We start from the raw sequence: 24,320 nt of genomic DNA, 5'->3' as shown, positions 1-24,320 counted from the left end.
CGTCATTGTCTGGTCATTAAAATCATCTTTTTTGACCAAAGTTAATATGCAAACCCTTAGGAAATTTCAATGAAAGTTATTGTACCGGTGAAACGCGTAATTGATTACAACGTGAAAGCACGTATTAAGAAAGACCAAAGCGGAATCGATCTTTCAAACGTTAAGATGTCGATGAATCCATTTTGCGAAATAGCTGTTGAAGAGGCGGTTCGCCTGAAAGAGTCAGGTATTGCATCTGAAGTTTTAGTTGTTTCTATAGGTGACAAATCTTGCCAAGAACAAATCAGGACCGCCTTGGCGTTGGGCGCTGATAGAGGCATTCAAATCGAAACGGACAACGATCTGGATTCCTTACAAATAGCCAAGATTTTGAAAGTTATTGTAGACGAGGAAAAGCCTAAATTAGTGATACTTGGGAAGCAAGCAATTGACTCGGATAACAATCAAACCGGGCAAATGTTAGGTGCACTAACAAAAATGCCACAAGGAACATTTGCATCTAATGTAGATGCAAATGAAAACCAGGTATTAGTTACCAGGGAAATTGATGGTGGATTACAAACTGTTTCCCTAACACTCCCTGCAATAATCACTACAGACCTAAGGCTTAATGAACCTCGTTATGCAAAACTTCCTGACATTATGAAAGCAAAACGCAAACCTATCACTGTCCGAAATGCAGAAGAATTAGGAATTGACTTATCTTCTAAGGTCAAAACAATTCTAGTTGAAGAGCCTCCCACTAGAGAAGGTGGAGTGAAAGTTGAAGACATTGAGATGCTAATCCAAAAACTTCGTGAAGAAGCAAAAGTAATCTAATGGAGTAATTTAAATGAAAATTTTAGTTATCGCAGAACACAACAATAATGCGCTTAAGTCTGATACATATAAAACGGTTTCAGCCGCTTCTCAAATTGGAAGCGATATCCATCTTCTCGTCGCCGGATACAATTGCGAAACAGTAATAGATGAAGCAACAAAAATAACTGAAGTAGCAACTGTACTTAAAGCCGATGAGGCTTGTTATGAATATCAATTAGCCGAAAACATTGCAGACCTCGTTTTTAACCTTGGAGCTAAATATACTCATATTCTTGCACCAGCGACGACTACAGGTAAAAATTTCATGCCTCGTGTGGCTGCTCTTTTGGATGTTGCACAAATCTCAGACATAACTGAAATAATAAATGGAAACGTCTTTAAGCGGCCAATATACGCAGGTAATGCTATAGCAACTGTTGAATCTGAGGACCCTATCAAAGTTATTACTGTGCGTTCTTCAGCTTTTGATGTTGCTTCAAGAGATGGGAATGCAGCAACGGTACAACTTGAACTCATTTGTGATTCGCAAAGCTCCTCTTTTGTAAATGAAGAACTAACTAAATCAGAGCGCCCTGAATTACCGGCGGCGGATATCGTGGTATCTGGTGGTCGAGGAATGCAAAATGGCGATAATTTTAAACTATTAGAATCGCTAGCGGATAAACTTGGCGCTGCAGTGGGTGCCTCCAGAGCTGCGGTAGATGCTGGTTTTGTACCCAATGATATGCAAGTCGGTCAGACGGGTAAAATTGTCGCGCCTAACTTATATATTGCAGTTGGTATATCTGGTGCAATACAACATCTAGCAGGTATGAAAGATTCAAAAACAATTGTTGCCATCAACAAAGATGAGGATGCGCCAATTTTCCAAGTCGCAGATTATGGTTTAGTTGCAGATCTGTTTGATGCGGTCCCAGAACTAGAAAGCAAATTGTAAGGAACGTTATGGACGCCGTAGAAAGAGAATCCATGGAGTTTGATGTTCTGATTGTAGGTGCAGGGCCATCAGGTTTATCGGCTGCTTGTAAAATAATGCAATTAGCGAATTCTGATGATAGAGAGATATCGGTATGCGTAGTAGAGAAGGGATCTGAAGTTGGCGCGCATGTACTTTCTGGGGCGGTATTCGATCCTGTAGCGTTAACGGAATTATTTCCAGATTGGAAAAACCAAGATGCCCCCATCCGAACTCAAGTTAAAGTAGATCTAGTTTATTTTTTGCAGGACTCCGAAACTGCAATTCGTATTCCGGAATTTGCATATCCAAAAACCATGCGTAATGAAGGTAATTATGTTGTAAGTATGGGGAATGTGTGTCGTTGGTTAGGTGAAAAAGCCGAAGCGCTTGGTGTAGAAGTTTTTCCTGGGTTTACTGCAGCAGATATCATCATCGAAAACGATATTGTCAAAGGTGTGATAACTGGTGATATGGGTGTGGGCCAAGATGGAACACTTAAGGATTCATACGTTCCCGGTATGGAGTTAAGAGCTAAGCAAACTATCTTCGCTGAGGGTTGTAGAGGGCATCTAGGGAAACGACTGATATCTGAATTTGATCTATCAAAAGGGAAATCACCACAACACTACGGACTAGGGTTTAAAGAAATTTGGGACGTCCCACCGGAACAACATCAAGAAGGACTAGTAGTGCATACCGCAGGTTGGCCCCTCTCTCGTTTTGATACTCAGAATACTGGAGGCTCATATCTATATCATGCCGAAAACGGTCAAGTCGTTGTTGGGTTAATTGTTGATTTGAATTATTCAAACCCCTATCTAAGCCCGTTCGATGAGTTCCAGAAATTAAAAAAACACCCTGTCATAGCAAAAACATTAATGGGTGGAAAGCGTGTGGCTTATGGTGCACGAGCAATTGCTAAAGGTGGTTTAAATTCTCTGCCTAAAATGACTTTCCCTGGTGGCATGATCGTTGGTTGTAATGCGGGCACTCTTAATTTTGCAAAGATCAAAGGCAACCATACGGCAATGAAGTCTGGAATGCTTGCTGCTGAGACCATTTATGAAAGTATTGTAAACAAGAATAATACAAGTGCTGACTTAATAAGCTTTAATGATAAATTTGCTTCATCCTGGATTCATGAAGAACTTTATCAGTCTCGTAATTTTGGTTCAGCCATCCATAAATTTGGCCCAATATTTGGAGGCCTCTACAATACAATAGATCAGAATCTATTTAACGGTAAATTACCATTCCGATTAAAGGATGATATCGAGGATTATAAACACCTCAAGTCAGTTAGTAGTAGTCAGAAAATCAACTATGAAAAACATGATGGTGTAGTAAGCTTCGATAAATTATCGTCAGTTTTTTTATCTAATACTAATCATGAAGAAGACCAACCTATTCATCTGAAATTGACCGACATAACAGTTCCTATTAGTGTCAATCTAAAACAATGGGATGAACCAGCGCAAAGATATTGTCCTGCAGGTGTTTATGAAATAGTAGAGTCTGGCAATGACAAAACCTTTCAGATAAATGCGCAAAATTGTATTCACTGTAAAACATGCGATATAAAGGATCCGAGTCAAAATATCACATGGGTGGTTCCAGAGGGGACCGGCGGTCCAAATTACCCTAACATGTAACCATAAACTTCTATGCGCTATTGTCTAAGTTACACTTACATTTGAGCCAATGCCCTCGTTTGAGGGCTTTCTTTTACTCGAAAGCAATAGACTTTAGATAACCGGAAGAAAACCAAGTATTGTAGTTAACGTTGTCATCAAAATTGATCGCATTCTGGCCAAGCTAGCATCGATGTTCGCATCAATCATTGAATAAGAAGTTTGAAAGTCACCTTATGTTATGTCACTATTTATGACATTACATTGACAATTGAGTAATCTTCATGCCTTCTAAACTATTAACGCTTTATGCCATGCAAGCATCATTGTTCTCTGCGAAGGTTCGAGCGTGGTTGAAATACAACAACGTAGACTTTGTTGAGAAGTCTGTAGGTGAAGAGTATCTAGAATCAATAGCACCGAAAGTTGGGAGGTGGATTATTCCGGTAGTAGTAACGCCTAACGACGAAATTCTGCAAGATGGAACAGATATTTTAGATTGGTTGGATAAAAATGTACCAAATAAGGGTTCAATATATCCTGAAGAACCGGTTTTGAGAGCAATAGCACACGTATTTGAGCTATTTGGAGGTGAGGGACTGTTAAGACCTGCAATGCATTACAGGTGGAATTTTGATCAACATAATCTCAGTTTCCTAAAAGTTTCTTTTAGAGATATTTTCCCTACAAGCATAGATTCCGAGTCTGCAGAAATGATGTTTGAGCATCAGGTTGCTAAAAAGATGAGGAAAGCTGCGTGCTTCTTTGGTGTTACCGAAGATACGACAACACTCATAGAAGAAGCCTATTTAGAATTCCTAGATTTATTGGAAAAGCATCTAAAAACTTATCCTTTTCTACTGGGCACTGCGCCGTCGATTGGTGATTACTCTTTATTTGGCCCTCTGTTTGCACATCTAGGAAGAGACCCCTACCCTCTTTCAATTATGCAGGCCAGAGCACCCAATGTTTTTCAATGGATAGAACGCATGCAATCACCACAAACCATAGAAAACCCAATTTATCAAAAAGCGAATATTTACTCTTTTGATGGGGAGAATATCCCGGATACATTACTCGCACTTTTGACATTTGTTTCTGAAGAATATTTACCTGAAATAAGTGCACATGTTGCCTTTGCAAATGAATGGCTATCCGCAAATCCGAATATTAAACCTGGTGAAGTAGGTATTGAAAAGCCTCATCCTCAAGTCACATTGGGGATGTCTGAGTTTGATTGGCGAGGCACGAAAATCAAGACATCAGTAATGATTTACAGATTCTATTTGCTGCAGAGGTTAACTGATCATTTTCATAAATTGGCTTTAGACCACCAAAACACTGTTAAAGAAGCATATAGAAAAGTTGGCCTTTGTAATTTGTTGAGCTTAAAAACAACTAGAAGAGTCGTCAGAAATCAATTCAAAGAAGTATGGGAATAGTGGTTTCCAATCTATAGATGTTTTCTCACTGTTCCAACCGCAAAATGCAGTTGGTTAACACTTCGAATAACCAATTAATCCAGATAAAAATTACAGAAACAGCCAGAAGAGACTAAACAAAATGAATTTTACGCAAATACTTACTAAACAGTTTTACGAGGGAAGTACCGATAAAATATTTGAAACAACTCATGATTAGCCAGCGGACTTAAATGACGGTGAAGTTCGGCTTAGAACAGATTGGATCTCTTTCGATCCTGCGATGAGAGGGTGGACTACTAACTCCAAGTTAGTCCAAGATTATAGCCGCACGCTCAGTGGTGCAGTTTTGGATGCAAATTAACAAATGAGTACAGGTGCAAATACTTATACTCTAAAAAAATTTAAGTCAAATATTATGTGAAAAACAAATATGTCGCCAGACGGACGACAATCTTTAAGCATAAAATGACAATTCAAAATACATTACGCACAAAACTGTCACATAGCTGTCACAGCCTTTGATTAGTCATTTTGTGCCAGTTTAAGTAATGGTCGTCGTCCAACCTAGAGGCAGATCGGTTGCTAAGCTATTCATAACTGAAAGTTGCAATACTAAATTCAAGGTAGAATCCTTCCAACTCAACAAAATGGCGCTCCCGACGCGATTCGAACGCGTGACCTACGGCTTCGGAGGCCGTCACTCTATCCAGCTGAGCTACGGGAGCATATTGGTAAGCGGCACGAATGTTAACACATCGAAGTAGCTTAATACCACGACCTTTGAGGCATTTTTTATCACTTCAAATAAAAAAAGCGAGCCTTGAAAAGGCTCGCTTATTACTGACTACCTAAGTAGCAATTAGCTTGTCGATATAAAAATAAAAGGGTGATCATAGGGGAATCACCCTTAAATCATTCTACCAACGGTAGCTAGCACCAAGTGTTATACGACGGTCTGGAAGACCAACGAAACATAATAGTGCATCTTCTGCTACACAGTATTGGTCAATACGCTCTTCTGTTAAGTTAACCGCTTCTAAGCCAATGTTAAACTTATCAGTTACGTCATAGCTTATACTCGCGTTAAGCTGGCCTCTGTCTGCAGTAACAACAGGGAAACTAAGTGTACTACTACCACTGGTGTTTGCACCGCCGCCGAAATCTTGCGTACGGAACGCTTCACGCCATGTGTAACGCATACGAGCAGAAATACCATACTTCTCATAGTACAACGTAAAGTTGTAAGCATTCTCAGAGAAATCAAGCAATCCACGCTCTATGCTTACATCGCCAAGTACTTGCAAACCACGACCTGAAGTAGTGTCTACCACTGAACCGCCTGAGAAATCTTGGATGGTGTAGTTAGCAATAACACCAAATCCTGAAGCCCAACCTAAGTCATCTTCAAAACTTGAAAGGTCATACTGGAAAGCCATCTCAACACCAGTTTGAGTAGTTGTTTCTGGATCGTTACCCGGTGTAGTTTTATCTACACAAAGACCAAGCTGACTTGGATCACCTAATACGTTAGGAACAACGATTGGGTTAAAGATACCGCCGCCTGGGCATGAAGGGTCAGTTTCACGTGCTAAACCGCCTGGAGTTGATGGGTCAGCTATAAGCGCTGCACCTTCAAAGTCGATTCCAAAGATGTTTGTACGATCCTTTTTAAAGTAACCAACACTCACTACTGCAGATTCTGCGAAATACCATTCAACACCAATATCGAATGAATCTACTTCTTCAGGCTCTAGCCCCGGATTACCTAAAGCAACTACAGAGTTCTCTGAAGTATCAAGGGTAAAGCCAGTCGCTAACTGATTGAAGTTAGGACGTCTAACATCTGTACCGTAAGCAAAACGAACAACAACATCGTCATGCGGAGTGATAGTTAAGTTCAAACGAGGTAATACAAAATCGTAACTACCGCTAGTGGTTTCTAGCTGGTCGTCTGGATTAAATCCTGTTGAATCGATATCTGTTTCAATATAACGAACACCAATGTTACCAGTGACCATGTCACCAAATTCAAAATTGGCTTGCGCATATATTGCTGTAGTGCTTTCTTCAATATCGCGGAATGCAGTATTGTTAGAGCGTACGTTTAAGATATCTGGGCTATCAGGGTCATGTTGAATAACCGCCGCTTGCAGAGTATCAATTACGTTTTGACGATCAGAAAATGAAGCATCTGGGTCAAGTAATAGGAAGTTAGCAATAAACAAATCTCTACCATCTGCGTCGCCATAGTTGTTTGGTCCGGCAACAAGAAGGTCTGAGAAAAGTGCACCATTTGGACTATCAACCATACGGCTGAATCCACCGATGTTATCACCGATATCTTCAAACTTACTGGTCGCTTTGTTTACGCGGAAACCAAAATCTACCGAGCTTATGAAATCAACTTGGTCAACAAAGTATTCGAAATCAACACGAAATGCGGTTTCAGAGTTTTCGGTTGTATCATCACCTACTTGCACTTGGTCAAGCACTACGTTATTTGGATCGAGTAACTGGTCAGTTGTTGGAGCAAATGGTGAATCAAAGTTGATACCAAATGACAAGCTGTTGTTTGACAAGTCATATCTAAACGGTACACAGTTATCGTTACTTGTACCATCTAATGGACAGTTCGGGTTGATAAAGTTAAGTGTCGTACTTAAATTTGGGTTTTCAGTGTCAGCACTAGAAGAAGATATCTCAGCAGATACCTTAAGGTTATCACCTTGCCACTCACCACCGAAGGTGAATACGCTGCTGTCTGTTACACGAGCACCTGTATCACTAGAAAAACGTAAGTTAGGATCATCATCATCAACCGCTAAGTTTGGCTCGAGAGTACCTCTAAGTGCTGCTTGATAAGTACCTATGTTTGTACCATTTACAACGCCATAGTTAATAGTTTCAAATGCCTCTGGAACACTAATATTCCGTAAACTACTAACACCAGACGCCTGTAGTCTGTAACTGTCTTGGCTACGCTCTTGTTGATTGATAATTGCGTCAAAATGGAACTTCATGTTGTCAGTAGGCGCAAATTCAAAAGTAGTTGAAAGGTTGACTGTCTCATAGTCATTATTTTCTTGTTCTTGTACTAAAAACTGAATACCTTGGAACTCTGGAACACCGTCTATATTTACCAAATTATCACGGTCAGTACGAGGACGGAATGACACGGCTTCTTGTTCAGTGTAACTACCACTTACTACAAAACCAAAACGACCAGAATCAGTTTCCCAGTTGTCGCCATATGCGCCAGACAAACGAGGCGTAGGACTTTCTACACTTAAACTACTTTCTTCTAACTGTACGCGAACAGAACCCAAAGTCTCTGTTAACTCAAGCGGACGTATTGTACGCAAGTTAATAGTACCACCAACCGAGCCTTCAATAGTTGAAGCTTGTGGCGCTTTAGTTACCTCAACAGATGAAATGATAGAAGCATTAACATCTTCGAAACTAATTCCGTTACGGCCAGAACCTGCGCCAACAGTTGAAACACCGTTGATTTCTATGCGGTTTGCGTTTGAACCACGGATTTGAACACCAGTACCAATACCGGCTGTTCTTGTAATTTGTATACCGGTAATATTTTCTAGTACTTCTGCCAAGTTTTGGTCAGGTAGTTTACCAACATCATCGGCGTTTATAACTTCGATGAGGTTTGGCGCATTTCTTTTTTCAGCTAGCGCGCTTACTAGAGAAGCTCTTATTCCTGAAACTTCAATTACTTCAGTATCTTCAGCGGCGGCTTCTTCTTGTGCATTTACAGCAGGGACCGACATCATCGCAAGTGCCATAGCACTAAAGAACGTGGCTGGTGCCTTACGCTTTCTAAGTGCGGAACTTATTTTATTGAGTTGTGTTTTCATGTGCATTTTATTCCGTATGTGTTGTTGTTTATTTTGTATCTTTTGTAAGCAAACAAACCACTTTATTAATAAAACGTTAATGAAATGATTTGATCCTGTTATAAAAATAACCTCTTTGAGGGGGGGATGTCAACCTTTGGTATACCAATTTATGTAAAAATTTTGTGTTTTTTGTTTAAACTCTGCTCTAACTTTGTTTTTTTGGTATTACCAAAAAGTATAGTTTTCTAATTTTTGCCTTTTAAGTGTCTGTTTTATATCAATTTATTAAATATCATTGCGATTGTTGGAAAAAATGAAAGTGGTTAATTAGTTCATTGGTATTAGTGTTACAAAAAATGACAAAAAACTCAGAGGAATTAACCAAAAAGACGAATGAATCATTTGATAAGGTGTAAATCTATACAATAATTGGGAGCCTAACGTGCAGATCTATGTCTTTGAGTGGTTTAGTCGTAACGAGCATATATTAAGGTTATTGGAGCAAAAATGGTAAGAAGATCCCCTAAAAACACAGCTTTTCTTTCATTTTATTTTTAAGCCCAATAAAATTGGTATACCACTTGGTTTTAAAAATGAAAGAAAAATAAATAGAAACGAAATATTAACAATATATATACAATTGGTCATAACGACCCGGTGTGTAAGGGACTATTGATTGAGTATTTTCTAGCCTGATTGCAATAACAGTCAATAGCAAGGGCGGGAAATATCTACCGTTAATAATAGAAAGAAGGTAATTGTCTGGTAAACCACCCTCAACAAATGAGTGGTTTACATATTATTATGGTCAAGGTTTAGTGTTAGAGGTCTGCATTTGCCACATATTCAGCATCTGCAAGCTTAATAAACCCACTAGTATCTTCTAACCAATCCTCCCTAACGCTTTTACTGTAGTTTAGATAAAGCTTACCTTCTAATATTGTGAAAGCTTCTTCATCAACCCCAACAAACCTGCCCTTCGACATTGCATAAGCGCAATAGCCGCCATACTGTGGTGCGTATTTCTCAGGATTTGCATCAAATAAAGCTTTATTTGATGCAGAAGAAAAATACCAATCCGCACCTCTCCATTGGCTGGTGATACTTTCGTCACCTTTGACTGGTTTATTTTGGGTAAAATACGCAACAGTATCGTAACCATAAATAGCTTTGTTGTTGAAGGTACCGGTTTCTATAGGGTCTTCGCCCATGGCATGGGTATTCAAAGAAATAAAACTCAAAGAAAAAGCTACCCATATCAATCCTAATATTTTTGTAAATGACGCTTGCATATTTACTCACTCCCTTAAAATTTGTTGTTCTCAATTTAAAATAAAAAACACATGGCCTTGCGTTAGATCAGTGTATTAATTTTGTTTACCTTGAACAGGACCGGATACTCCAATAAATATATTCAATTTATTAGTTGAGAATTTCTTTTGCATGCCGATAACAAGAAAAGGTGCGATTTGGCTTTTGCCTCCATGTTGAAAACACATTCGCGAACTTGATGCTCAGCTTCGAAAGCGTTAAACACAATAAAATGAGCTATAGACATCAAGAAATCAGGCGTAAAAGCTTGTTTTGTAAACTTTTGCATAGTCTAATTTTACGAGATTAGAGTAAATTGACTGATATGGTAGTTGTTATGCTGAGTGATGCGGTTATAATCTCTGCTGTTTAATTTCTAAAAAAGCGCAGGAGAGTGTTTGTGAAAATGAAAGCAATTAATGCAATGCTTGCAGTTGTGGTCGCAAGTTGTTGTTTTATAGCGGTTAGTATCGCTCAAGAATCAACAAGTGATCTAGAAGATAGAATTAAGCCTGTTGGTAAGGTAAAAATTGCAGGTGCTGCACCAGAAGCATCAGCAAGTGCCGGGCCTCGCTCAGGCGAAGATATTTACAAAGCTGCATGCACTGCATGTCATGCTGTTGGGGTGCTTGGCGCTCCAAAAACGCAGGTTGCTGCCGATTGGCAACCACGCTTGGACGAAAAAGGTTACGACTTAGTGTGGAAAAATGCTATCGATGGTATCAATGCAATGCCGGCCATGGGAACATGCGGCGATTGTAGTAATGATGATATCAAAGCAGCTATCGATTATATGATCGAGGGTATCTAGGTAAATTCTCTCTTTTCACCATACAATGGATTAGTTAGTTTAGAATGCATAAAGATGAAGTTATTGGTGAATTGTCAGAATCAGAACTGAGGGCGCTCGTCCCTCAGTTGCAGAGCCTCACTGATAAATATAAACGTTCAGAAAATATCCAAAAAGCACTTTACCACATAAGTGAATTATCAAGTTCGGTTGATAATTTTGAAAAACTTTACCAAGAAATACACGACGTTGTGTCCGGCTTTATGACGGCCGACAATTTCTTTGTCGCCTTTATTAATCAAAAAAATGAAAATATAGACTTTGCCTATTTTGTTGATGAGCGCGACGAAGAGGTGGTTCAGTCAGTTCCCTACGAAAAAATCAAAAATGGTGTTACTGCACATATATTGAGAACCGCTGAGCCTTTGGTAATGACCAAAGAAAATTCCCAGTCTTTGCTTGAGAAACACAAAATGGAAGTGCTTGGCAGTATGCCGGTAGATTTTATTGGTATTCCATTGCTCAGGGATGAAGCCGTTATTGGTGCCATGGTGGTGCAAAGTTATAATGAAGATGTTCGCTACGACAATGAAGATTTAGAGATTCTGATTTTTATATCACAACAAATTGTTAGAGCTATCGACCGCGTCAAGCATCGTGAACTCACAGAAGCACTTATTGAAGAACGCACCCAACAGTTGGTTGAGATAAATACAACTCTTGAAGACGAAATTCAAGAACGTAAGCGGATGGAAACCCTCCAAAAAGCATTATTCCAAATTTCCGAGCAATCTGGCCATGTCGAAGGGCCTATCGAAGATTTTTATGAGAAAGTTCATGGCATCTTAAAAACGCTTTTAGATGCTGAAAACTGCTACGTAGCCACGCTCAATGATGAAAAAACCCATTTAAGCTTTCCTTATTTTGTTGGCCGTGGAAATGATTCGACCGCTAGCCGAAAATTAAAAAATGGCTTAACCGAATTTGTTATCCGTAGAGCCGAAGCATGTTTGGTTGATTCAGAAACGGCAGAAAAATTAAAAGGCAAAAATGAGTTAGATGAACGCATCATTGAGGGGCTTATCACCGAAAAAAACTCGTGGTTAGGCGCACCTTTGATTATCGATAACGAAGTTATTGGTGTTATTTCTGTCCAAACATATGGTTACAGTGAAGATTATACGAGTTTAGATTTAGATGTGCTTAAGTTCGTTTCGCAGCATATTGCGAATGCGATTCAGCGTAGAGATAGCGCTAACGCCTTGCTCAAATACAATCAACAACTTAGTGAAAAAGTAGAAGAACGAACGGCTGAATTAAACACAAGCAACAAATCGCTGAAAAAACAAATTGAACAACGTAAAGATGTAGAATTGAAACTCATCCACGACGCGCATCACGATGGTTTGACCGATTTGCCAAACCGAGTGATGTTTAACAGTCGCTTAGAGTTAGCAATTGCTAGCAAGCACCGTTATCACGAAAATAATTTTGCCTTACTCTTTATCGATTTAGACCGGTTTAAGAATATCAACGACACCTTAGGCCATCATGCTGGCGACCAGTTTTTGGTTGAAGTAGCTAATCGCATAACTCATTGTAAAAGAGGACATGACTTACTTGCTCGTTTAGGTGGCGATGAATTTGTTATTTTGGTCGACAGTTATAATGATATGGATGACGTAAAGGCAATCGCGCAGCGTATTGTGATGTCTATTGGTGAACCTTTTGTTATTGACGAAAAAGAAGTGTTTTCTGGTGCAAGTATTGGTATTACCGAAATATCACACGACTATAAAACCGCTGACGAAGTGTTACGTGATGCCGATGCCGCGATGTATCAGGCAAAGAATGAAGGTCGTAATCGATACGTCATCTTTAATATTAGAATGCGTGAACAGATTTTAGAAGAGATTGAAGATGAACGTATGTTCAGGTCGGCTTTTAAATCTGATCAGTTTCACTATTCAGTGCAAGCCATTCGTAATTTGGATGATAATAAAACTTTGTATTACGAATGCGCCGTAAATTGGCCTGAACATCCTAAATGCCGTAAATCTGAGCATTTTTGGGCACTTGCAGATAAATGCGGTTTAACTCTCTCAATTAGCGACAAATTGATGGATGAAGCGTTTAATTTATTGCGCTCGTGGAGAAATATTCCCGATAAGAAGCATTTAAAAATAGGCGTGAGTTTATCTATTGAGCATCTGTTACTAAACACCAGTTTCGAGGAGCTCTTACAAAAAATAGAAAATAGCCGTGTCAATACTGAATTACTGGTAGTTGAAATCTCAGAAGTAGCGTTAACACGATTTAACAAACATTTACCAAGTATCATGCAAAGGCTTCAGAATCTTGGTATAACCTTGGTGCTTGATAACTTTGCGAGTCAAAGCGCATCGCTTAACCATTTGTTTAGATACGATTTTGATTATTTAAAGCTAAATCAAAATTTAGTGAATACCTTTGCAATGTCAGACAAATATCACCGCTTAATGAAATCAATTATTTTGATTGCTAACGATATGGGCATTGGGGTTATAGGTGATGGCATCGGCGACGAAATGATCATGCAAGACTTAGTAGAAATTGGCTGTCACTTTGGTCAGGGCGCTTTTATCGCGCCGCAATCTAATATCAATGAATCTAAAAGTTTTAGCGTTGTTTCCGAACCAAATTAGCATAACGCAAAACAGCAAGTATTAGTCACCCAAAATACTTTTCAATCCTGCTAGGCCTTTTGCCGTTTTTGATTTTCTTACTTCGTCAGAATCAGGCGTTTTTTGCCACTCCCATTCAATATCATCACTTGGTAGCTCATACAAAAAACGACTCGGTGTTGGCTCAATAAACTCACCCATTTGGCGGCGCTCTCTAGCAACGCTAAAGGTCAATTTTTGCTGTGCTCGGGTAATACCAACGTAAGCTAAGCGACGCTCTTCTTCAATATTGTCTTCGTCGATGCTACTTTGATGAGGTAATAAACCTTCTTCCATTCCTATCAGAAAAACGTTTGGAAACTCTAAGCCTTTGGAGGAATGTAAAGTCATTAGCTGCACCTGATCGGCTTCGCCATCATCTTCACCTCTTTCCATCATATCGCGCAGGGTTAAGCGTTGAACTACCTCAGGCATCGACATAGGTGCATTTAAAGCGTCACCTTTCAGTAAATCCTGCACCCAAGTAAATAAGGTTGATACATTTTTCATCGAAATTTCGGCAACTTTTGGAGAGTTTGCATGAGCGTAAAGGTGCTCTTCGTATTGCAGAGTTTTGATAAAATCTCTCAGTACTGCAACGCTGTCACCGCGGGCCAAATTATCACTAGTCATTACGATGAGGCGCGTGAAAGCTTCTACCGAAGTTGCCGCTTTAGCGCCCAAAATAGCATGGAGTTGTTCATGGCACATGGCTTCAAACAAAGCGATATCTTCTAAATGAGCAAACTCTCCCAATTTAGCCAGTGTTGCCCTGCCAATTCCTCGCACCGGCGTATTGATCACGCGTAGCAAAGCGTTATCGTCGTCTTGATTTGTCAACAAGCGTAGGTAGGCCATCATATCTTTCACTTCTGCACGCCCAAAGAATGACATGCCACCACTAATTTTGTAAGGGATACGATTTTTCATTAGCGCTTTTTCAAACACTCTAGACTGGTGATTGCTGCGATATAAGATCGCATAATCTTTATATTGAGTGTCTTGCATAAACTTTTGAGCCATCAACTCCGCGATCACTTTGTCGGCTTCGTTCTCTTCATTTTTTGCCACTAGTACGCTTAACTTCTCACCTTGAGAAAGTGTCGAAAAAAGCTTTTTTTCAAACACATGTGGGTTGTTCTCAATTAAAATATTCGCACAGTGCAAAATACGCTGACTCGAACGATAGTTTTGCTCAAGCTTAATTAACTTTAAGCTTGGATAGTCTTGATTCAATAGCTTTAAGTTTTTTGGTTGGGCCCCGCGCCATGAATATATTGATTGGTCGTCGTCGCCTACAACAGTAAAGCGTGCTCGCTCACCTACCAACAACCTAACTAATTGATACTGACTTGTATTAGTATCTTGATATTCGTCTACCAATAAATATCTTATCCACATTTGCCATTTTTCTCGAATGGCTTTGTCATCGGCAAGCAGTACCGTTGGCAGCATGATTAAATCATCAAAGTCTAAAGCATTGTAGGCCATCATATGCCGTGTATACTCTTCGTACCATTTGCCATGCTCTGCTTCAATACCGGTTTTGTAGCGCTGCAATACCTGGTGCGGCATCATTAATTCGTTTTTCCAATTTGAGATACTGCGTATGAGGGCATTTACTTCGTCTTTATCGCCGTTGTAGTCATTCATGCTTAAATCGTTCAATAAGGCAAATGTATCTTTATCATCAAACAAAGAAAAACCAGCTTTATAGCCCAATGTAGTAATGTGTTTTTTAATAATATTTAGGCCCAAAGTGTGAAAGGTAGACACCTTTAAACCACGGGAGGCTTTTTTGCCTAAAGTTGACGATACTCGCTCTTTCATTTCACGCGCCGCTTTGTTAGTGAACGTTACCGCCGCAATTTGCGATGGCTTATAAGCACATTCATTCACTAAATAAGCAATTTTATTTGTAATTACACGTGTTTTACCGCTGCCCGCTCCCGCTAACACTAGGCATGGACCACTAATATATTCAACGGCTTCTTGTTGGGCAGGATTTAACTTCATTACTACTTCACTGTATAGTTTTTTTGGCGGTGTGCAAATTAGTCGACTTATCAAACACTCAGTCAAAAAAGTATGCACCAGACGCGAATTATAACAAAACAATTGCGACAATAGACTGTTTTATTCTTCACATATCGCTACAATATAAAAACAACATGTGTAAGGACCCCAAAATGCTTGATCCTAAAAAACTAGAAGAAATTGCGAAAAACATATCAAATGCCATTCCCCCTGGCGTTAAAAGTATGGCAGACGAGGCAGAAGTAAAAGTTAAACAAGTACTTCAAGCACAATTAAGTAAATTAGATTTTGTCAGTCGTGAAGAATTTGACGTCCAAAGCCAAGTATTGATTAGAACGCGTGAAAAACTTGAAGCGCTAGAAGCTCGTATCGCAGACCTTGAGTCGCCAGATGAGAAAAAGTCCGACGCTGAATAAGCTTGGACATGTCGCTAGGGTAAAAACAATCCAAGTAATATAGTGGCTGTAATTAGCATCCCGACCCAATTGTTGTGTAAGAAAGCTTGGAAGCATTTTTGCTCCTCTCGCTTTATACACAACATTAACTGATACCAAAATAAACCCACACACGCTAGTAATCCAGCATAAGCAAATAGTGAGAAAGCATTGATATAAAAAACACATGCTAACAAAGCAAGTGTTACTAACTGCAACAACACAATCATGAACAAGTCATACTTTCCGAATAATATGGCGGTCGACTTTATTCCTACTTTCACATCGTCGCGCCGATCTACCATTGCATACTGGGTGTCGTAGGCTACTGTCCAGCAAACATTGGCTAAATAAACGAGCCATAACCATGCTGGTAAATCATTTAAAACTGCCATAAAGGCCATAGGTATCGACCACGCAAAAGCAGCACCTAAAACGACCTGAGGCAAGTGTGTATAGCGTTTCATAAATGGGTAAATACTAGCCAGTAGCAAAGCAACAACAGAAAGCAATACCGTATTTACGCCTAAAAATAATACTAGTATAAAAGCGAGTAAAATAAGTAAGGCAAACAGTTGTTTAGCTTCTGCTGTGCTTATTACGCCGGTTGCCAATGGTCTTTGTTTGGTCCTTGCCACTGCGCCATCAACATGTCTGTCGGCATAGTCATTAATCACACAACCTGCACTTCGCATGACAACAACACCCGCAACGAATATAAATAAAATATCAAGCGGCGGCATACCATTTGCGGCTAAAAATAAACCCCACAGCGTCGGCCACAATAATAAATAAATACCTACGGGTTTGTCTGCCCGCATAAGCAAGTAATAGTATTTTAAATGTTTAGGGCTTAATAAAATCATCTATTCTAATATAGCGTTAACGCTTTAGAGGTAACAAGGGCTGTCGGGCAAAAATGCTTCCGCCACTAAGAGCATATGTTCACCTATTTGAAAACGCGAACGCCTGGCCCAACATGGGTTTTGTACACCAAACTTTTCACCCGTCAATGGATGATAAAGTAATTTACCAATCTCAAATTCGCTTCGCACAAAGCTTGTATCGTTGAATATACGTTGGCCAAGAGGCTGAGATCCCAAATTTGCCCACGTTGATTTACAAAGAAGATCAGGTAAAACACTGCGCGCAAATACCCAATCTTTTGATATTTCCTCAACCTCACCTTGTAAAACAACTTCTCGAACTTGCCAATCTTTATTGCAGCTGTTACTCAGCAACTCTAATTCGGAACTATCGAGAGGAGCCGAGTTTTGGCCTAGCAAATTAACCCTAAAGGTAGTAGTAAGTGCTTGCAAACGTTCGGTTAAAGAACCTGTATTAAGTAGCCAATCTGCCAAATTATTTTGCAAATTAGGGTATTCATCAGGTGAATGCCACACCACCGGCATTGTATAAGGAAAGCATTTTTGGTCAATCAACACTGCAGTTTCTTAAAATTTAACCGATAACTAAAAAGTAGTTGAATAGTCTAGCATAAACACATGCAGATCGGCAGAGCAACACGATTGAAGGTCGTTATTGCGGTAGCCCTTTTAGCTTGTACTTTTTTCCATTAGATAGGCACTTTTATGGCATACCATTTTCCAACATCAAGAAACCAGCAGTCATTTATAGCTAAGCTATGTAGCGTGTTTACAAACACACTCCGTCGAGGCAAGCTTTTCGGTGCCATATTGATAAGTGTTGGTTTGTTAATATCGACTAATGCTCATGCACAAGAAGAGAGTTCAGAAAGCCCTTCTTATGTTTATATTGCACTAGACCCTGAGATCATAACCAATTATGCAGGTGATAATAGCCAACGCTTGGGGTATTTGCGAATTGCTGTCGAAATGATGCTAGAAAATCCAAATGATTTAATGGATATTGAACATCATATGCCTCTATTACGCTCTATTGCGATTGAAGTCATTGGTACGCAAACCGAGCAACAAGTAAAATCTTTGACCGGACGCGAAAACATGCGCCGCGAAATACTCAGCAAGTTTAGAGATTCGTTGATCAAAGAAACCAATAAAGAAATTATTAGAGATATTATATTTACAAAATATCTGCGCCAAGGCGGTTAATCGGAGCTTTCTTCATCTTTAGTTTTGGGCGCTCCTACATGAAACATCAGCGCCAAAAAACACCCTGAAAAAAGACCAATAGGATGAGCAAAAGGCGTTTGCATATTAAACAGGCCTAAAAATCCTAGAATCATCCAAATCAGCAAAAATATAACAAAGCCTCTTGGAATAGATACTCCCCAAGAGGGCCGCAACCAACCCAGCCACCAAACAAAACCAAACAAGCAGTACACGACACCCGACAATCCAATAAAATATGGACCTTGTAGTAATAGTTGGGCAAGATTTGCCACCACACTTGCAAAAATGAATAGTATTATCAGGCTACTGGTGCCAAATGTTCGTTCAATTTGGCCACCAAAAATCCACCACCAAATAAGATTAAATGTGAGGTGCATAAAGTTACCATGCATAAAATTGTGCGCAAATAAACGCCACCATTCAAAATGTTCAAATCTTAACGGCATAAAACCGACGTTAATAATTGCGCCGGTAATATCAGTTTGATTGTTAATCGCATCGAATTTTAAATAAGCGAACACAGCGATACAGCATAAGCTTAACAAGACCATAAACCATTGTTTTTTAAATTGAATAGCTTCGCGTATATTGACAAAATCAAATGGCTTACTTGAACTTTCTACCGACACATCAGACTGCCAAGCGGCTTGTTGAAATTTCTCTGCATAGGGTGCGTGTAAAAATTCTTTCACGATGGCCGAGGCTTTTTCTTGATCGCCTTCGTTTTCCAATATGATCACAAAAGCGTCGTCTCGTTTAACAATGCTGGCTGAGATATTTTGAGTAGCAAAATACGACACTAATAAATGAGCAGGTTCAGATTTTGTTATTTTGAGTAGTTCAAGTGCCATTAATTACCTGTAGAAAATTTGTATAACCCGCGCCACGCTTCAAATCCACCGTCCATACTATAAACTTGTTCGAAACCCTGATGGATAAGATATTGAGCCGCTTGTTGACTGCTAATGCCGTGATAACAACAAACAACCACCGGTGTATCAAAGTCATTTTCATTCATGAATTGTGTGACAGTGCCATTGCTTAGGTGAAACGACTTGGGAATGTGGCCTAGTTCAAAAGACTGATCATCTCTGATGTCGACAACTTTTATTTCACCCTTGTCGAGTCTAGCTTTGGTTTCTTGTGGTGATATATGTTGAAACTGCTCCAATTTTCTCTCCGTTTAGATGGTTGGAATTACACCAACATATTATGTTTGCAAATCAAATTTATAAATCATGCTGACCAATCAAGTAGGACTTTACCCGATTGACCCGAACCCATAATATCAAAACCTTCTTTAAAATTATCTACCGGCATTGAATGAGTAATAATTGGATCTAAGTTTAGACCACTTTGCAGCAAACTCACCATTTTATACCAAGTCTCGAACATTTCACGCCCGTATATGCCTTTTATGGTTAAGCCTTTAAAAATCACATCATTCCAATTGATAGCAAGACCAGAAGGTGGAATGCCCAGCATCGCAATTTTACCGCCATGATTCATTTTGTTTAACATGTCACTAAAAGCAGAAGGCACTCCCGACATCTCTAAACCCACATCAAACCCTTCCGTCATGTTAAGTTCTTGCATAACATCAGCCAATGAAGAATCCGCGACATTTACTGCACGAGTCGCACCCATTTTTAATGCTAATTCGAGCCGATATGAATTAATATCAGTGATAACAACATGCCGTGCGCCAACATGTTTGGCAACCGCTGCAGCCATAATACCTATAGGACCAGCACCGGTGATCAACACGTCTTCACCAACAAGGTCAAAAGACAGTGCAGTATGCACAGCGTTGCCAAAAGGGTCAAAAATGGCGGCCATGTCGTCGCTAATATTGTCTGGTATTTTAAACGCATTAAACGCAGGGATCACTAAATACTCAGCAAAAGCCCCTTGTCTATCAACACCAACACCAGTGGTATTGCGGCATAAATGGATACGGCCAGCTCTGCAGTTTCGACAATGACCACAAGTAATATGGCCTTCACCAGACACTCTGTCGCCTTTTTTAAACCCTTTTACTTCGCTGCCTATTGCGACGACTTCGCCAACATATTCATGCCCCACTATCATAGGCACTGGAATAGTATTTTGTGACCACTCGTCCCAATTGTATATGTGCATGTCGGTGCCACAAATCGCAGTTTTACGAATTTTGATGGTAATGTCGTTATGGCCCATTTCAGGAAGTGGGTTTTCGACCATCCAAATGCCTTTTTCAGCGTGTAATTTAGATAAGGACTTCATGCTTGTTTTGATGCTTTTGTTGCTCATTAAATTACCCCAAGTTCTTTACCAACCTCTATAAAGGCATCGATGGCGCGGTCTATTTGTTCAATGCTATGTGCGGCCGACATTTGTGTACGGATCCGCGCCTGATTTTTTGGTACAACCGGAAACGAAAAGCCAATCACGTAAATATTTTTTTCGAGGAGTTTATCTGCCATTTCACTAGCGAGTTTCGCATCACCCAACATTACAGGAATAATTGCATGGTCTTTGCCGCTTAAGGTAAAACCGGCCGCTTCCATACGCGCTCTAAAGTGTTTTGCGTTACGACGTAAATTTGCGCGTAAATCATCACCTTGCTCCATCATTTCAAACACTTTTATGGAAGCTGCTACAATTGGAGGCGCGACAGAATTGGAAAACAAATAAGGCCTCGAACGTTGTCTTAACCATTCGATCACTTCTTTTTTACCCGAGGTAAACCCACCACTAGCCCCGCCAAGCGCTTTGCCTAATGTGCCAGTAATAATATCAACGCGACCCATTACTTCGCAATATTCATGACTACCTTTGCCCTTTTCGCCAACAAAGCCTGTGGCATGACAGTCATCAACCATCACCATGGCACCATATTTATCGGCTAAATCACATACACCTTTTAAATTCGCAATCACACCGTCCATTGAAAAGACGCCATCGGTGGCAATAAGTTTATAGCGTGCGCCATCTTTGTCGGCTAGGATCAACTGTTCTTCTAAAGCTTGCATGTCGTTGCTTTGGTAGCGATAACGCATTGCCTTTGATAATCTAACCCCATCAATAATACTGGCATGATTGAGCGAATCCGAAATAATCGCATCTTCTTTACTCAGGATGGTCTCAAACAAGCCGCCATTTGCATCAAAGCAAGACGGATACAAGATAGTAGCTTGCATGCCTAAAAACTGACTGATTTTTTCTTCTAATTGTTTATGTATATTTTGCGTACCACAAATAAAACGCACACTCGCTACACCAAAACCATGGCTATCTAAACCATCTTTTGCAGCATCAATTAAGGCTTGATTGTTGGCTAAACCTAAATAATTATTGGCGCAGAAGTTAAGTACTTCTTGTCCACTTTCAATATGAATGTTAGAAAATTGCTGTGAAGTGATAACACGCTCTTTTTTGTACAAGCCTTGTGTTTTAGTATCATCAATTTGAGATTGTAGATGTTGCAGAAACGACTGTGCCATCGCATTTATCCTTTATAAATATTACCTGCTCATTTTGAGCTGAATTCTATATGAGATTCCCAAAGACACAAACTTAATTACTAAATAACTTGATTGAGCTTGTCAATGACCGCCTGTGTTGAAATTTTTTGCATCAGCGCATCACCTTTCACTCGTTTGCCCCAAGGTAGAGCTTGCCAAGGCTTTCCAAATTGCTCAATTACCAGTTGGTCATAAACGCTCACGGTTTGTTCAATAGAAAGATAAGGCCCGGTTCGACGCGGATTGCTGTGCGCATATAAACCTACTACCGGTGTGCCTTGCGTAGTCGCCATATGTGCCGGACCTGTATCTGGCGCGATTACCACTTGGGCTTTGTTTAACACCGCTAACATTTGAGTTAATGTTGTTTTACCCACTAAATTAAGGTCAACTTGCTTAGTTAACTTTACAATCGCTTGGCTAATTTCTAAATCGAGAGGACCTGGGCCACCACAAAGCACAACCCTAAGGCCTTTTTGTTGAATATATTCAACCACCTTGGCATAACCCTCGGGCGACCAATTTCGCTCAGCCTTTGAAGCTGCTGGGCTTATCACAACGTATTTTTCTATATTTGCTTGCGCCAACTCCTCTTTTAACCAATTAAGATCGTCTTGAAGTAAAGGCATATGCCAAAAAGGTTTATCGTTAAGTATGCTGTCAATATCAACACCTATCGTTTCTGCAAAGCCCATAAAGCCTTCTAAAACATGTGCGTGTTGCCGAGGTTTTATGCGCGTATCGATAAAAAGTGAGTGGCCTTCTTTTGAACGCGCTTTATCAAAACCGATGCGTTTTTTCGCCTTGATGACACGAGAAAGTAAATTGGCTCGCAGCGCGACTTGCATCACAAATAGGGCGTCAAATTCGGTGTCTGCTAAAGCGTCTTTGACTGCTTTTTTTGCCGCTTTACCGGCACTCTTGTCATATACCACAAAGCGTAAGTTTGGAATGTCGTGACTTAAGTGTTTGACTAGTTGATGTTCTACTTTGCCAATTACCCAAGTAATAGCAATATCTTGTTTTTGCTTCGTTTTTTGCTCCAGTATGGCACTCAACATAGCCACTGCATGGCAAACATCGCCAATAGCAGAAAGGCGTAATATGCATAATTTAAAGCATTCGGCTTTAACAGAGGCCATTGTGTAAGTTCCTATGGGCGAATAGCAGAATTTTTGTTATGTTACCTTAACTTACTTGAATATAAAGCCGTTTCCAATTGTTATGACCATTTCTGTTCACCAAAAAGGTAAGCAATATTTGTTGTTAACGCCATTGGGGCAAAAACATCAAATTGAACTAAACCATTTTTCGCCAGAATACCTAAGTGAGCACCAGTTAATATCAAACGTAGCCGAGGGCCGTGGAAAGGTCTATTTTTTTGAAGCCAATAACTTAACTTGTGTGTTGCGACACTATTTTCGCGGAGGATTAGCCGCAAAACTATCTCGCGATAATTTTGCCTTTTCTTCTGTTGAAAACAGTCGTTGCTATCAAGAATTGACCATGCTCAATCTATTGACTGAAAATTCGCTTAATGTGCCTAAAGCAGTTGGTGCAAGGGTAGTTAGAAGCGCCTTTAGTTATCAAGCCGACATCATCACTCAAGCTATTCCAAACTGTCGTGAATTGCATGAGCTATTGCGGTGTGAGCCAATCGCAAATGACCAATGGCAAAACATTGGCGCGCAAATTCGAAAAATGCACGACCTACAGGTATGTCACGACGATTTAAACGTAAAAAATGTATTAATCAATAACAAACAAGACGTATTTTTAATTGATTTCGACAAATGTGCAATTAATCAAAACAAAGGCTGGAAACAAGCTAATCTTGACCGATTTTTACGTTCAATTAATAAGCAACAAAAGAAGTATAGTGACTATTATTTTACCAACGAAAACTGGCAAGCCTTATTAGCTGGATACAAGGGTGTAAATAACAAAACGACTTAGCCGCCATTCCTCGTTTGAATACTTGAAATTAACGACACATCTCCCCTATCAAAAAAACTTTTTTTAGAAGCAAATTTTTTCAATTTTTCTGGCTCATTATCGTAATAAAATATGCGATCGGCCTGCAGAATCACTGGGGTTTGCATATCAATATAATGCTTTGCCGCTTTTGCGGAAACTGCATAAGAATGCGCACCTGAACACTTACCTACTTTATAAAAATGTTCGTTATGTTCCCGCATGGTGATATTGTCGATGAGATGTTTTGGTACATGCTGCCAATTGGCAATATGTAAGTGATGATATAATTTATAAAGTGCTTTTTTTACTGAAGAGCCAACACCCTCCAAGTAATGATCATAATAATCAAACAATATTAGATCCCAGCCTTCGGCCAAAGAAGCCATTGTTGTATTAAAATCGGGTAAGGCAGACAAAACGGGAATTGCGTCATCTTCAAAAATAAGCACTCGCTCATGGCCTTGTTCCAGCATGTCTTCAAAAATGCGTCTGTGTGACACTGAACAACAATATTCACCCAATGTCATAGAGCGGCTCGTGCGCTTGGTAGTGCGGTGAATTTGATCGTTATATAAAGTAGTGTCTTTTAGCACTTCATCACTAAAATCACGCTTATCAGTGCCTGGCCAAAATTCGTAATTAAGACCCTCAAAATGTGCTTTAATACTTGCTTGACGGGCCTCATACCCTTCCAACGTGATGACGTATATTTTGTCAAAGTATTGGTTAAGATCAGCAAATACAGCGCTCATTTCTTCTA

At 39.8% G+C, this 24,320-nt stretch carries 21 protein-coding genes, 1 tRNA gene and 1 pseudogene; 10 read left to right on the top strand and 13 right to left on the bottom strand.

The window, feature by feature from the left end; genetic code table 11:
* The first annotated feature begins 69 nt into the window (after window positions 1-69).
* Genes RM552_RS16500 through RM552_RS16490 form a run of 3 tightly spaced genes read left to right on the top strand, consistent with a single transcriptional unit; the run spans window position 70 to window position 3,432 of the window.
* A complete protein-coding gene (locus tag RM552_RS16500) occupies window positions 70-819 on the top strand; it encodes an electron transfer flavoprotein subunit beta/FixA family protein (RefSeq protein WP_311369981.1) in 750 nt (249 codons plus the stop codon).
* 13 nt (window positions 820-832) lie between these two features.
* Window positions 833-1,759: an electron transfer flavoprotein subunit alpha/FixB family protein gene (locus RM552_RS16495; RefSeq protein ID WP_311369980.1), complete on the top strand. Its 927-nt coding sequence runs from the start codon at window positions 833-835 to the stop codon at window positions 1,757-1,759.
* 32 nt (window positions 1,760-1,791) lie between these two features.
* On the top strand, window positions 1,792-3,432 hold the full coding sequence (locus tag RM552_RS16490) for an electron transfer flavoprotein-ubiquinone oxidoreductase (RefSeq protein ID WP_311370037.1): 1,641 nt from the start codon (window positions 1,792-1,794) through the stop codon (window positions 3,430-3,432).
* Window positions 3,433-3,525: 93 nt separating this feature from the next.
* Here RM552_RS16490 and RM552_RS17790 read toward each other — a convergent pair whose 3' ends face one another.
* Window positions 3,526-3,621, bottom strand: coding sequence for an efflux RND transporter permease subunit (locus RM552_RS17790; RefSeq protein WP_432277241.1), 96 nt, complete (start codon window positions 3,619-3,621; stop codon window positions 3,526-3,528).
* 74 nt (window positions 3,622-3,695) lie between these two features.
* Here RM552_RS17790 and RM552_RS16485 point away from each other — a divergent pair, with 74 nt between their 5' ends.
* Together RM552_RS16485 and RM552_RS17785 are read left to right on the top strand one after the other, a co-directional pair.
* Window positions 3,696-4,853: a glutathione S-transferase family protein gene (locus RM552_RS16485; RefSeq protein WP_311369979.1), complete on the top strand. Its 1,158-nt coding sequence runs from the start codon at window positions 3,696-3,698 to the stop codon at window positions 4,851-4,853.
* 214 nt (window positions 4,854-5,067) lie between these two features.
* Window positions 5,068-5,196, top strand: a pseudogene (locus RM552_RS17785) (hypothetical protein); the annotation flags it as partial.
* Between the two features lie 287 nt (window positions 5,197-5,483).
* Here RM552_RS17785 and RM552_RS16480 read toward each other — a convergent pair.
* The 3 genes from RM552_RS16480 to RM552_RS16470 form a co-directional block, all read right to left on the bottom strand.
* A tRNA-Arg gene (locus RM552_RS16480) sits at window positions 5,484-5,560 on the bottom strand.
* A gap of 192 nt (window positions 5,561-5,752) precedes the next feature.
* Window positions 5,753-8,707, bottom strand: coding sequence for a TonB-dependent receptor (locus RM552_RS16475; RefSeq protein ID WP_311369978.1), 2,955 nt, complete (start codon window positions 8,705-8,707; stop codon window positions 5,753-5,755).
* 803 nt (window positions 8,708-9,510) lie between these two features.
* Window positions 9,511-9,981, bottom strand: a complete 471-nt coding sequence (locus RM552_RS16470) for a YHS domain-containing (seleno)protein (RefSeq protein ID WP_432277240.1) — start codon at window positions 9,979-9,981, stop codon at window positions 9,511-9,513.
* 425 nt (window positions 9,982-10,406) lie between these two features.
* On the opposite strand from RM552_RS16470, the gene RM552_RS16465 reads away from it, so the two are divergent.
* Together RM552_RS16465 and RM552_RS16460 are read left to right on the top strand one after the other, a co-directional pair.
* Window positions 10,407-10,811 carry a c-type cytochrome gene (locus tag RM552_RS16465; RefSeq protein ID WP_311369977.1) on the top strand — a complete coding sequence of 135 codons (405 nt, stop codon included), beginning with the start codon at window positions 10,407-10,409 and terminating at the stop codon, window positions 10,809-10,811.
* Window positions 10,812-10,855: 44 nt separating this feature from the next.
* Window positions 10,856-13,474 (top strand): sensor domain-containing diguanylate cyclase, encoded by a 2,619-nt coding sequence (locus RM552_RS16460; protein WP_311369976.1) that lies wholly within the window; start codon window positions 10,856-10,858, stop codon window positions 13,472-13,474.
* 21 nt (window positions 13,475-13,495) lie between these two features.
* Here RM552_RS16460 and rep read toward each other — a convergent pair whose 3' ends face one another.
* On the bottom strand, window positions 13,496-15,508 hold the full coding sequence (gene rep / locus RM552_RS16455; RefSeq protein ID WP_311369975.1) for a DNA helicase Rep: 2,013 nt from the start codon (window positions 15,506-15,508) through the stop codon (window positions 13,496-13,498).
* Window positions 15,509-15,681: 173 nt separating this feature from the next.
* Between rep and ubiK the strand changes: the two genes are divergently transcribed.
* Window positions 15,682-15,945 (top strand): ubiquinone biosynthesis accessory factor UbiK, encoded by a 264-nt coding sequence (ubiK, locus tag RM552_RS16450; RefSeq protein WP_311369974.1) that lies wholly within the window; start codon window positions 15,682-15,684, stop codon window positions 15,943-15,945.
* A gap of 14 nt (window positions 15,946-15,959) precedes the next feature.
* Here ubiK and ubiA read toward each other — a convergent pair whose 3' ends face one another.
* Window positions 15,960-16,829, bottom strand: a complete 870-nt coding sequence (gene ubiA / locus RM552_RS16445) for a 4-hydroxybenzoate octaprenyltransferase (protein ID WP_311369973.1) — start codon at window positions 16,827-16,829, stop codon at window positions 15,960-15,962.
* Window positions 16,830-16,853: 24 nt separating this feature from the next.
* On the bottom strand, window positions 16,854-17,408 hold the full coding sequence (locus RM552_RS16440) for a chorismate--pyruvate lyase family protein (protein ID WP_311369972.1): 555 nt from the start codon (window positions 17,406-17,408) through the stop codon (window positions 16,854-16,856).
* 147 nt (window positions 17,409-17,555) lie between these two features.
* Here RM552_RS16440 and RM552_RS16435 point away from each other — a divergent pair, with 147 nt between their 5' ends.
* Window positions 17,556-18,056: a flagellar basal body-associated protein FliL gene (locus RM552_RS16435; protein ID WP_311369971.1), complete on the top strand. Its 501-nt coding sequence runs from the start codon at window positions 17,556-17,558 to the stop codon at window positions 18,054-18,056.
* On the opposite strand, the gene RM552_RS16430 is transcribed toward RM552_RS16435, so the two are convergent.
* The 5 genes from RM552_RS16430 to RM552_RS16410 all read right to left on the bottom strand — a co-directional run bounded on the left by RM552_RS16430 (window position 18,053) and on the right by RM552_RS16410 (window position 22,725).
* Window positions 18,053-18,928 carry a rhomboid family intramembrane serine protease gene (locus RM552_RS16430; RefSeq protein WP_311369970.1) on the bottom strand — a complete coding sequence of 292 codons (876 nt, stop codon included), beginning with the start codon at window positions 18,926-18,928 and terminating at the stop codon, window positions 18,053-18,055. The two genes, RM552_RS16435 and RM552_RS16430, sit on opposite strands and share 4 nt — an antisense overlap.
* Window positions 18,928-19,248, bottom strand: a complete 321-nt coding sequence (gene glpE / locus RM552_RS16425) for a thiosulfate sulfurtransferase GlpE (protein ID WP_311369969.1) — start codon at window positions 19,246-19,248, stop codon at window positions 18,928-18,930. The genes RM552_RS16430 and glpE overlap by 1 nt, the downstream gene beginning before the upstream one ends.
* Window positions 19,249-19,313: 65 nt before the next feature.
* The gene (tdh, locus tag RM552_RS16420) at window positions 19,314-20,342 is read right to left on the bottom strand and encodes an L-threonine 3-dehydrogenase (protein WP_311370035.1); all 1,029 of its coding nucleotides are present in this window, start codon (window positions 20,340-20,342) and stop codon (window positions 19,314-19,316) included.
* A 26-nt stretch (window positions 20,343-20,368) separates the two neighbouring features.
* Entirely contained in the window at window positions 20,369-21,562 is a 1,194-nt protein-coding gene (locus tag RM552_RS16415) for a glycine C-acetyltransferase (protein ID WP_311369968.1), read from the bottom strand.
* 80 nt (window positions 21,563-21,642) lie between these two features.
* On the bottom strand, window positions 21,643-22,725 hold the full coding sequence (locus RM552_RS16410) for a glycosyltransferase family 9 protein (RefSeq protein ID WP_311369967.1): 1,083 nt from the start codon (window positions 22,723-22,725) through the stop codon (window positions 21,643-21,645).
* An 82-nt stretch (window positions 22,726-22,807) separates the two neighbouring features.
* On the opposite strand from RM552_RS16410, the gene RM552_RS16405 reads away from it, so the two are divergent.
* Entirely contained in the window at window positions 22,808-23,539 is a 732-nt protein-coding gene (locus RM552_RS16405) for a 3-deoxy-D-manno-octulosonic acid kinase (RefSeq protein ID WP_311369966.1), read from the top strand.
* Here RM552_RS16405 and RM552_RS16400 read toward each other — a convergent pair.
* Complete coding sequence (locus RM552_RS16400; RefSeq protein ID WP_311369965.1) at window positions 23,536-24,312, bottom strand: glycosyltransferase family 25 protein; 777 nt, start codon at window positions 24,310-24,312, stop codon at window positions 23,536-23,538. The two genes, RM552_RS16405 and RM552_RS16400, sit on opposite strands and share 4 nt — an antisense overlap.
* Window positions 24,313-24,320 lie beyond the last annotated feature (8 nt).

The sequence above is a fragment of the Glaciecola petra genome (genome assembly GCF_031846345.1).
Classification (GTDB): Bacteria; Pseudomonadota; Gammaproteobacteria; order Enterobacterales; family Alteromonadaceae; genus Glaciecola; species Glaciecola petra.
Note: the sequence above shows the minus strand (reverse complement) of the source record. Positions and strands in the feature narration are given on the sequence as shown.

Coding starts and splice junctions, on each gene's coding strand:
- tdh (WP_311370035.1), bottom strand. CDS start 20,342: ATGAAGTCCTTATCTAAATTACACGCTGAAAAAGGCATTTGGATGGTC.
- RM552_RS16400 (WP_311369965.1), bottom strand. CDS start 24,312: ATGAGCGCTGTATTTGCTGATCTTAACCAATACTTTGACAAAATATAC.
- RM552_RS16410 (WP_311369967.1), bottom strand. CDS start 22,725: ATGGCCTCTGTTAAAGCCGAATGCTTTAAATTATGCATATTACGCCTT.
- rep (WP_311369975.1), bottom strand. CDS start 15,508: ATGAAGTTAAATCCTGCCCAACAAGAAGCCGTTGAATATATTAGTGGT.
- RM552_RS16490 (WP_311370037.1), top strand. CDS start 1,792: ATGGAGTTTGATGTTCTGATTGTAGGTGCAGGGCCATCAGGTTTATCG.
- RM552_RS16430 (WP_311369970.1), bottom strand. CDS start 18,928: ATGGCACTTGAACTACTCAAAATAACAAAATCTGAACCTGCTCATTTA.
- RM552_RS16465 (WP_311369977.1), top strand. CDS start 10,407: ATGAAAGCAATTAATGCAATGCTTGCAGTTGTGGTCGCAAGTTGTTGT.
- RM552_RS16435 (WP_311369971.1), top strand. CDS start 17,556: ATGGCATACCATTTTCCAACATCAAGAAACCAGCAGTCATTTATAGCT.
- ubiA (WP_311369973.1), bottom strand. CDS start 16,829: ATGATTTTATTAAGCCCTAAACATTTAAAATACTATTACTTGCTTATG.
- RM552_RS16485 (WP_311369979.1), top strand. CDS start 3,696: ATGCCTTCTAAACTATTAACGCTTTATGCCATGCAAGCATCATTGTTC.
- RM552_RS16470 (WP_432277240.1), bottom strand. CDS start 9,981: ATGCAAGCGTCATTTACAAAAATATTAGGATTGATATGGGTAGCTTTT.
- RM552_RS16475 (WP_311369978.1), bottom strand. CDS start 8,707: ATGAAAACACAACTCAATAAAATAAGTTCCGCACTTAGAAAGCGTAAG.
- ubiK (WP_311369974.1), top strand. CDS start 15,682: ATGCTTGATCCTAAAAAACTAGAAGAAATTGCGAAAAACATATCAAAT.
- RM552_RS17790 (WP_432277241.1), bottom strand. CDS start 3,621: ATGATTGATGCGAACATCGATGCTAGCTTGGCCAGAATGCGATCAATT.
- RM552_RS16460 (WP_311369976.1), top strand. CDS start 10,856: ATGCATAAAGATGAAGTTATTGGTGAATTGTCAGAATCAGAACTGAGG.
- RM552_RS16500 (WP_311369981.1), top strand. CDS start 70: ATGAAAGTTATTGTACCGGTGAAACGCGTAATTGATTACAACGTGAAA.
- RM552_RS16495 (WP_311369980.1), top strand. CDS start 833: ATGAAAATTTTAGTTATCGCAGAACACAACAATAATGCGCTTAAGTCT.
- RM552_RS16405 (WP_311369966.1), top strand. CDS start 22,808: ATGACCATTTCTGTTCACCAAAAAGGTAAGCAATATTTGTTGTTAACG.
- RM552_RS16415 (WP_311369968.1), bottom strand. CDS start 21,562: ATGGCACAGTCGTTTCTGCAACATCTACAATCTCAAATTGATGATACT.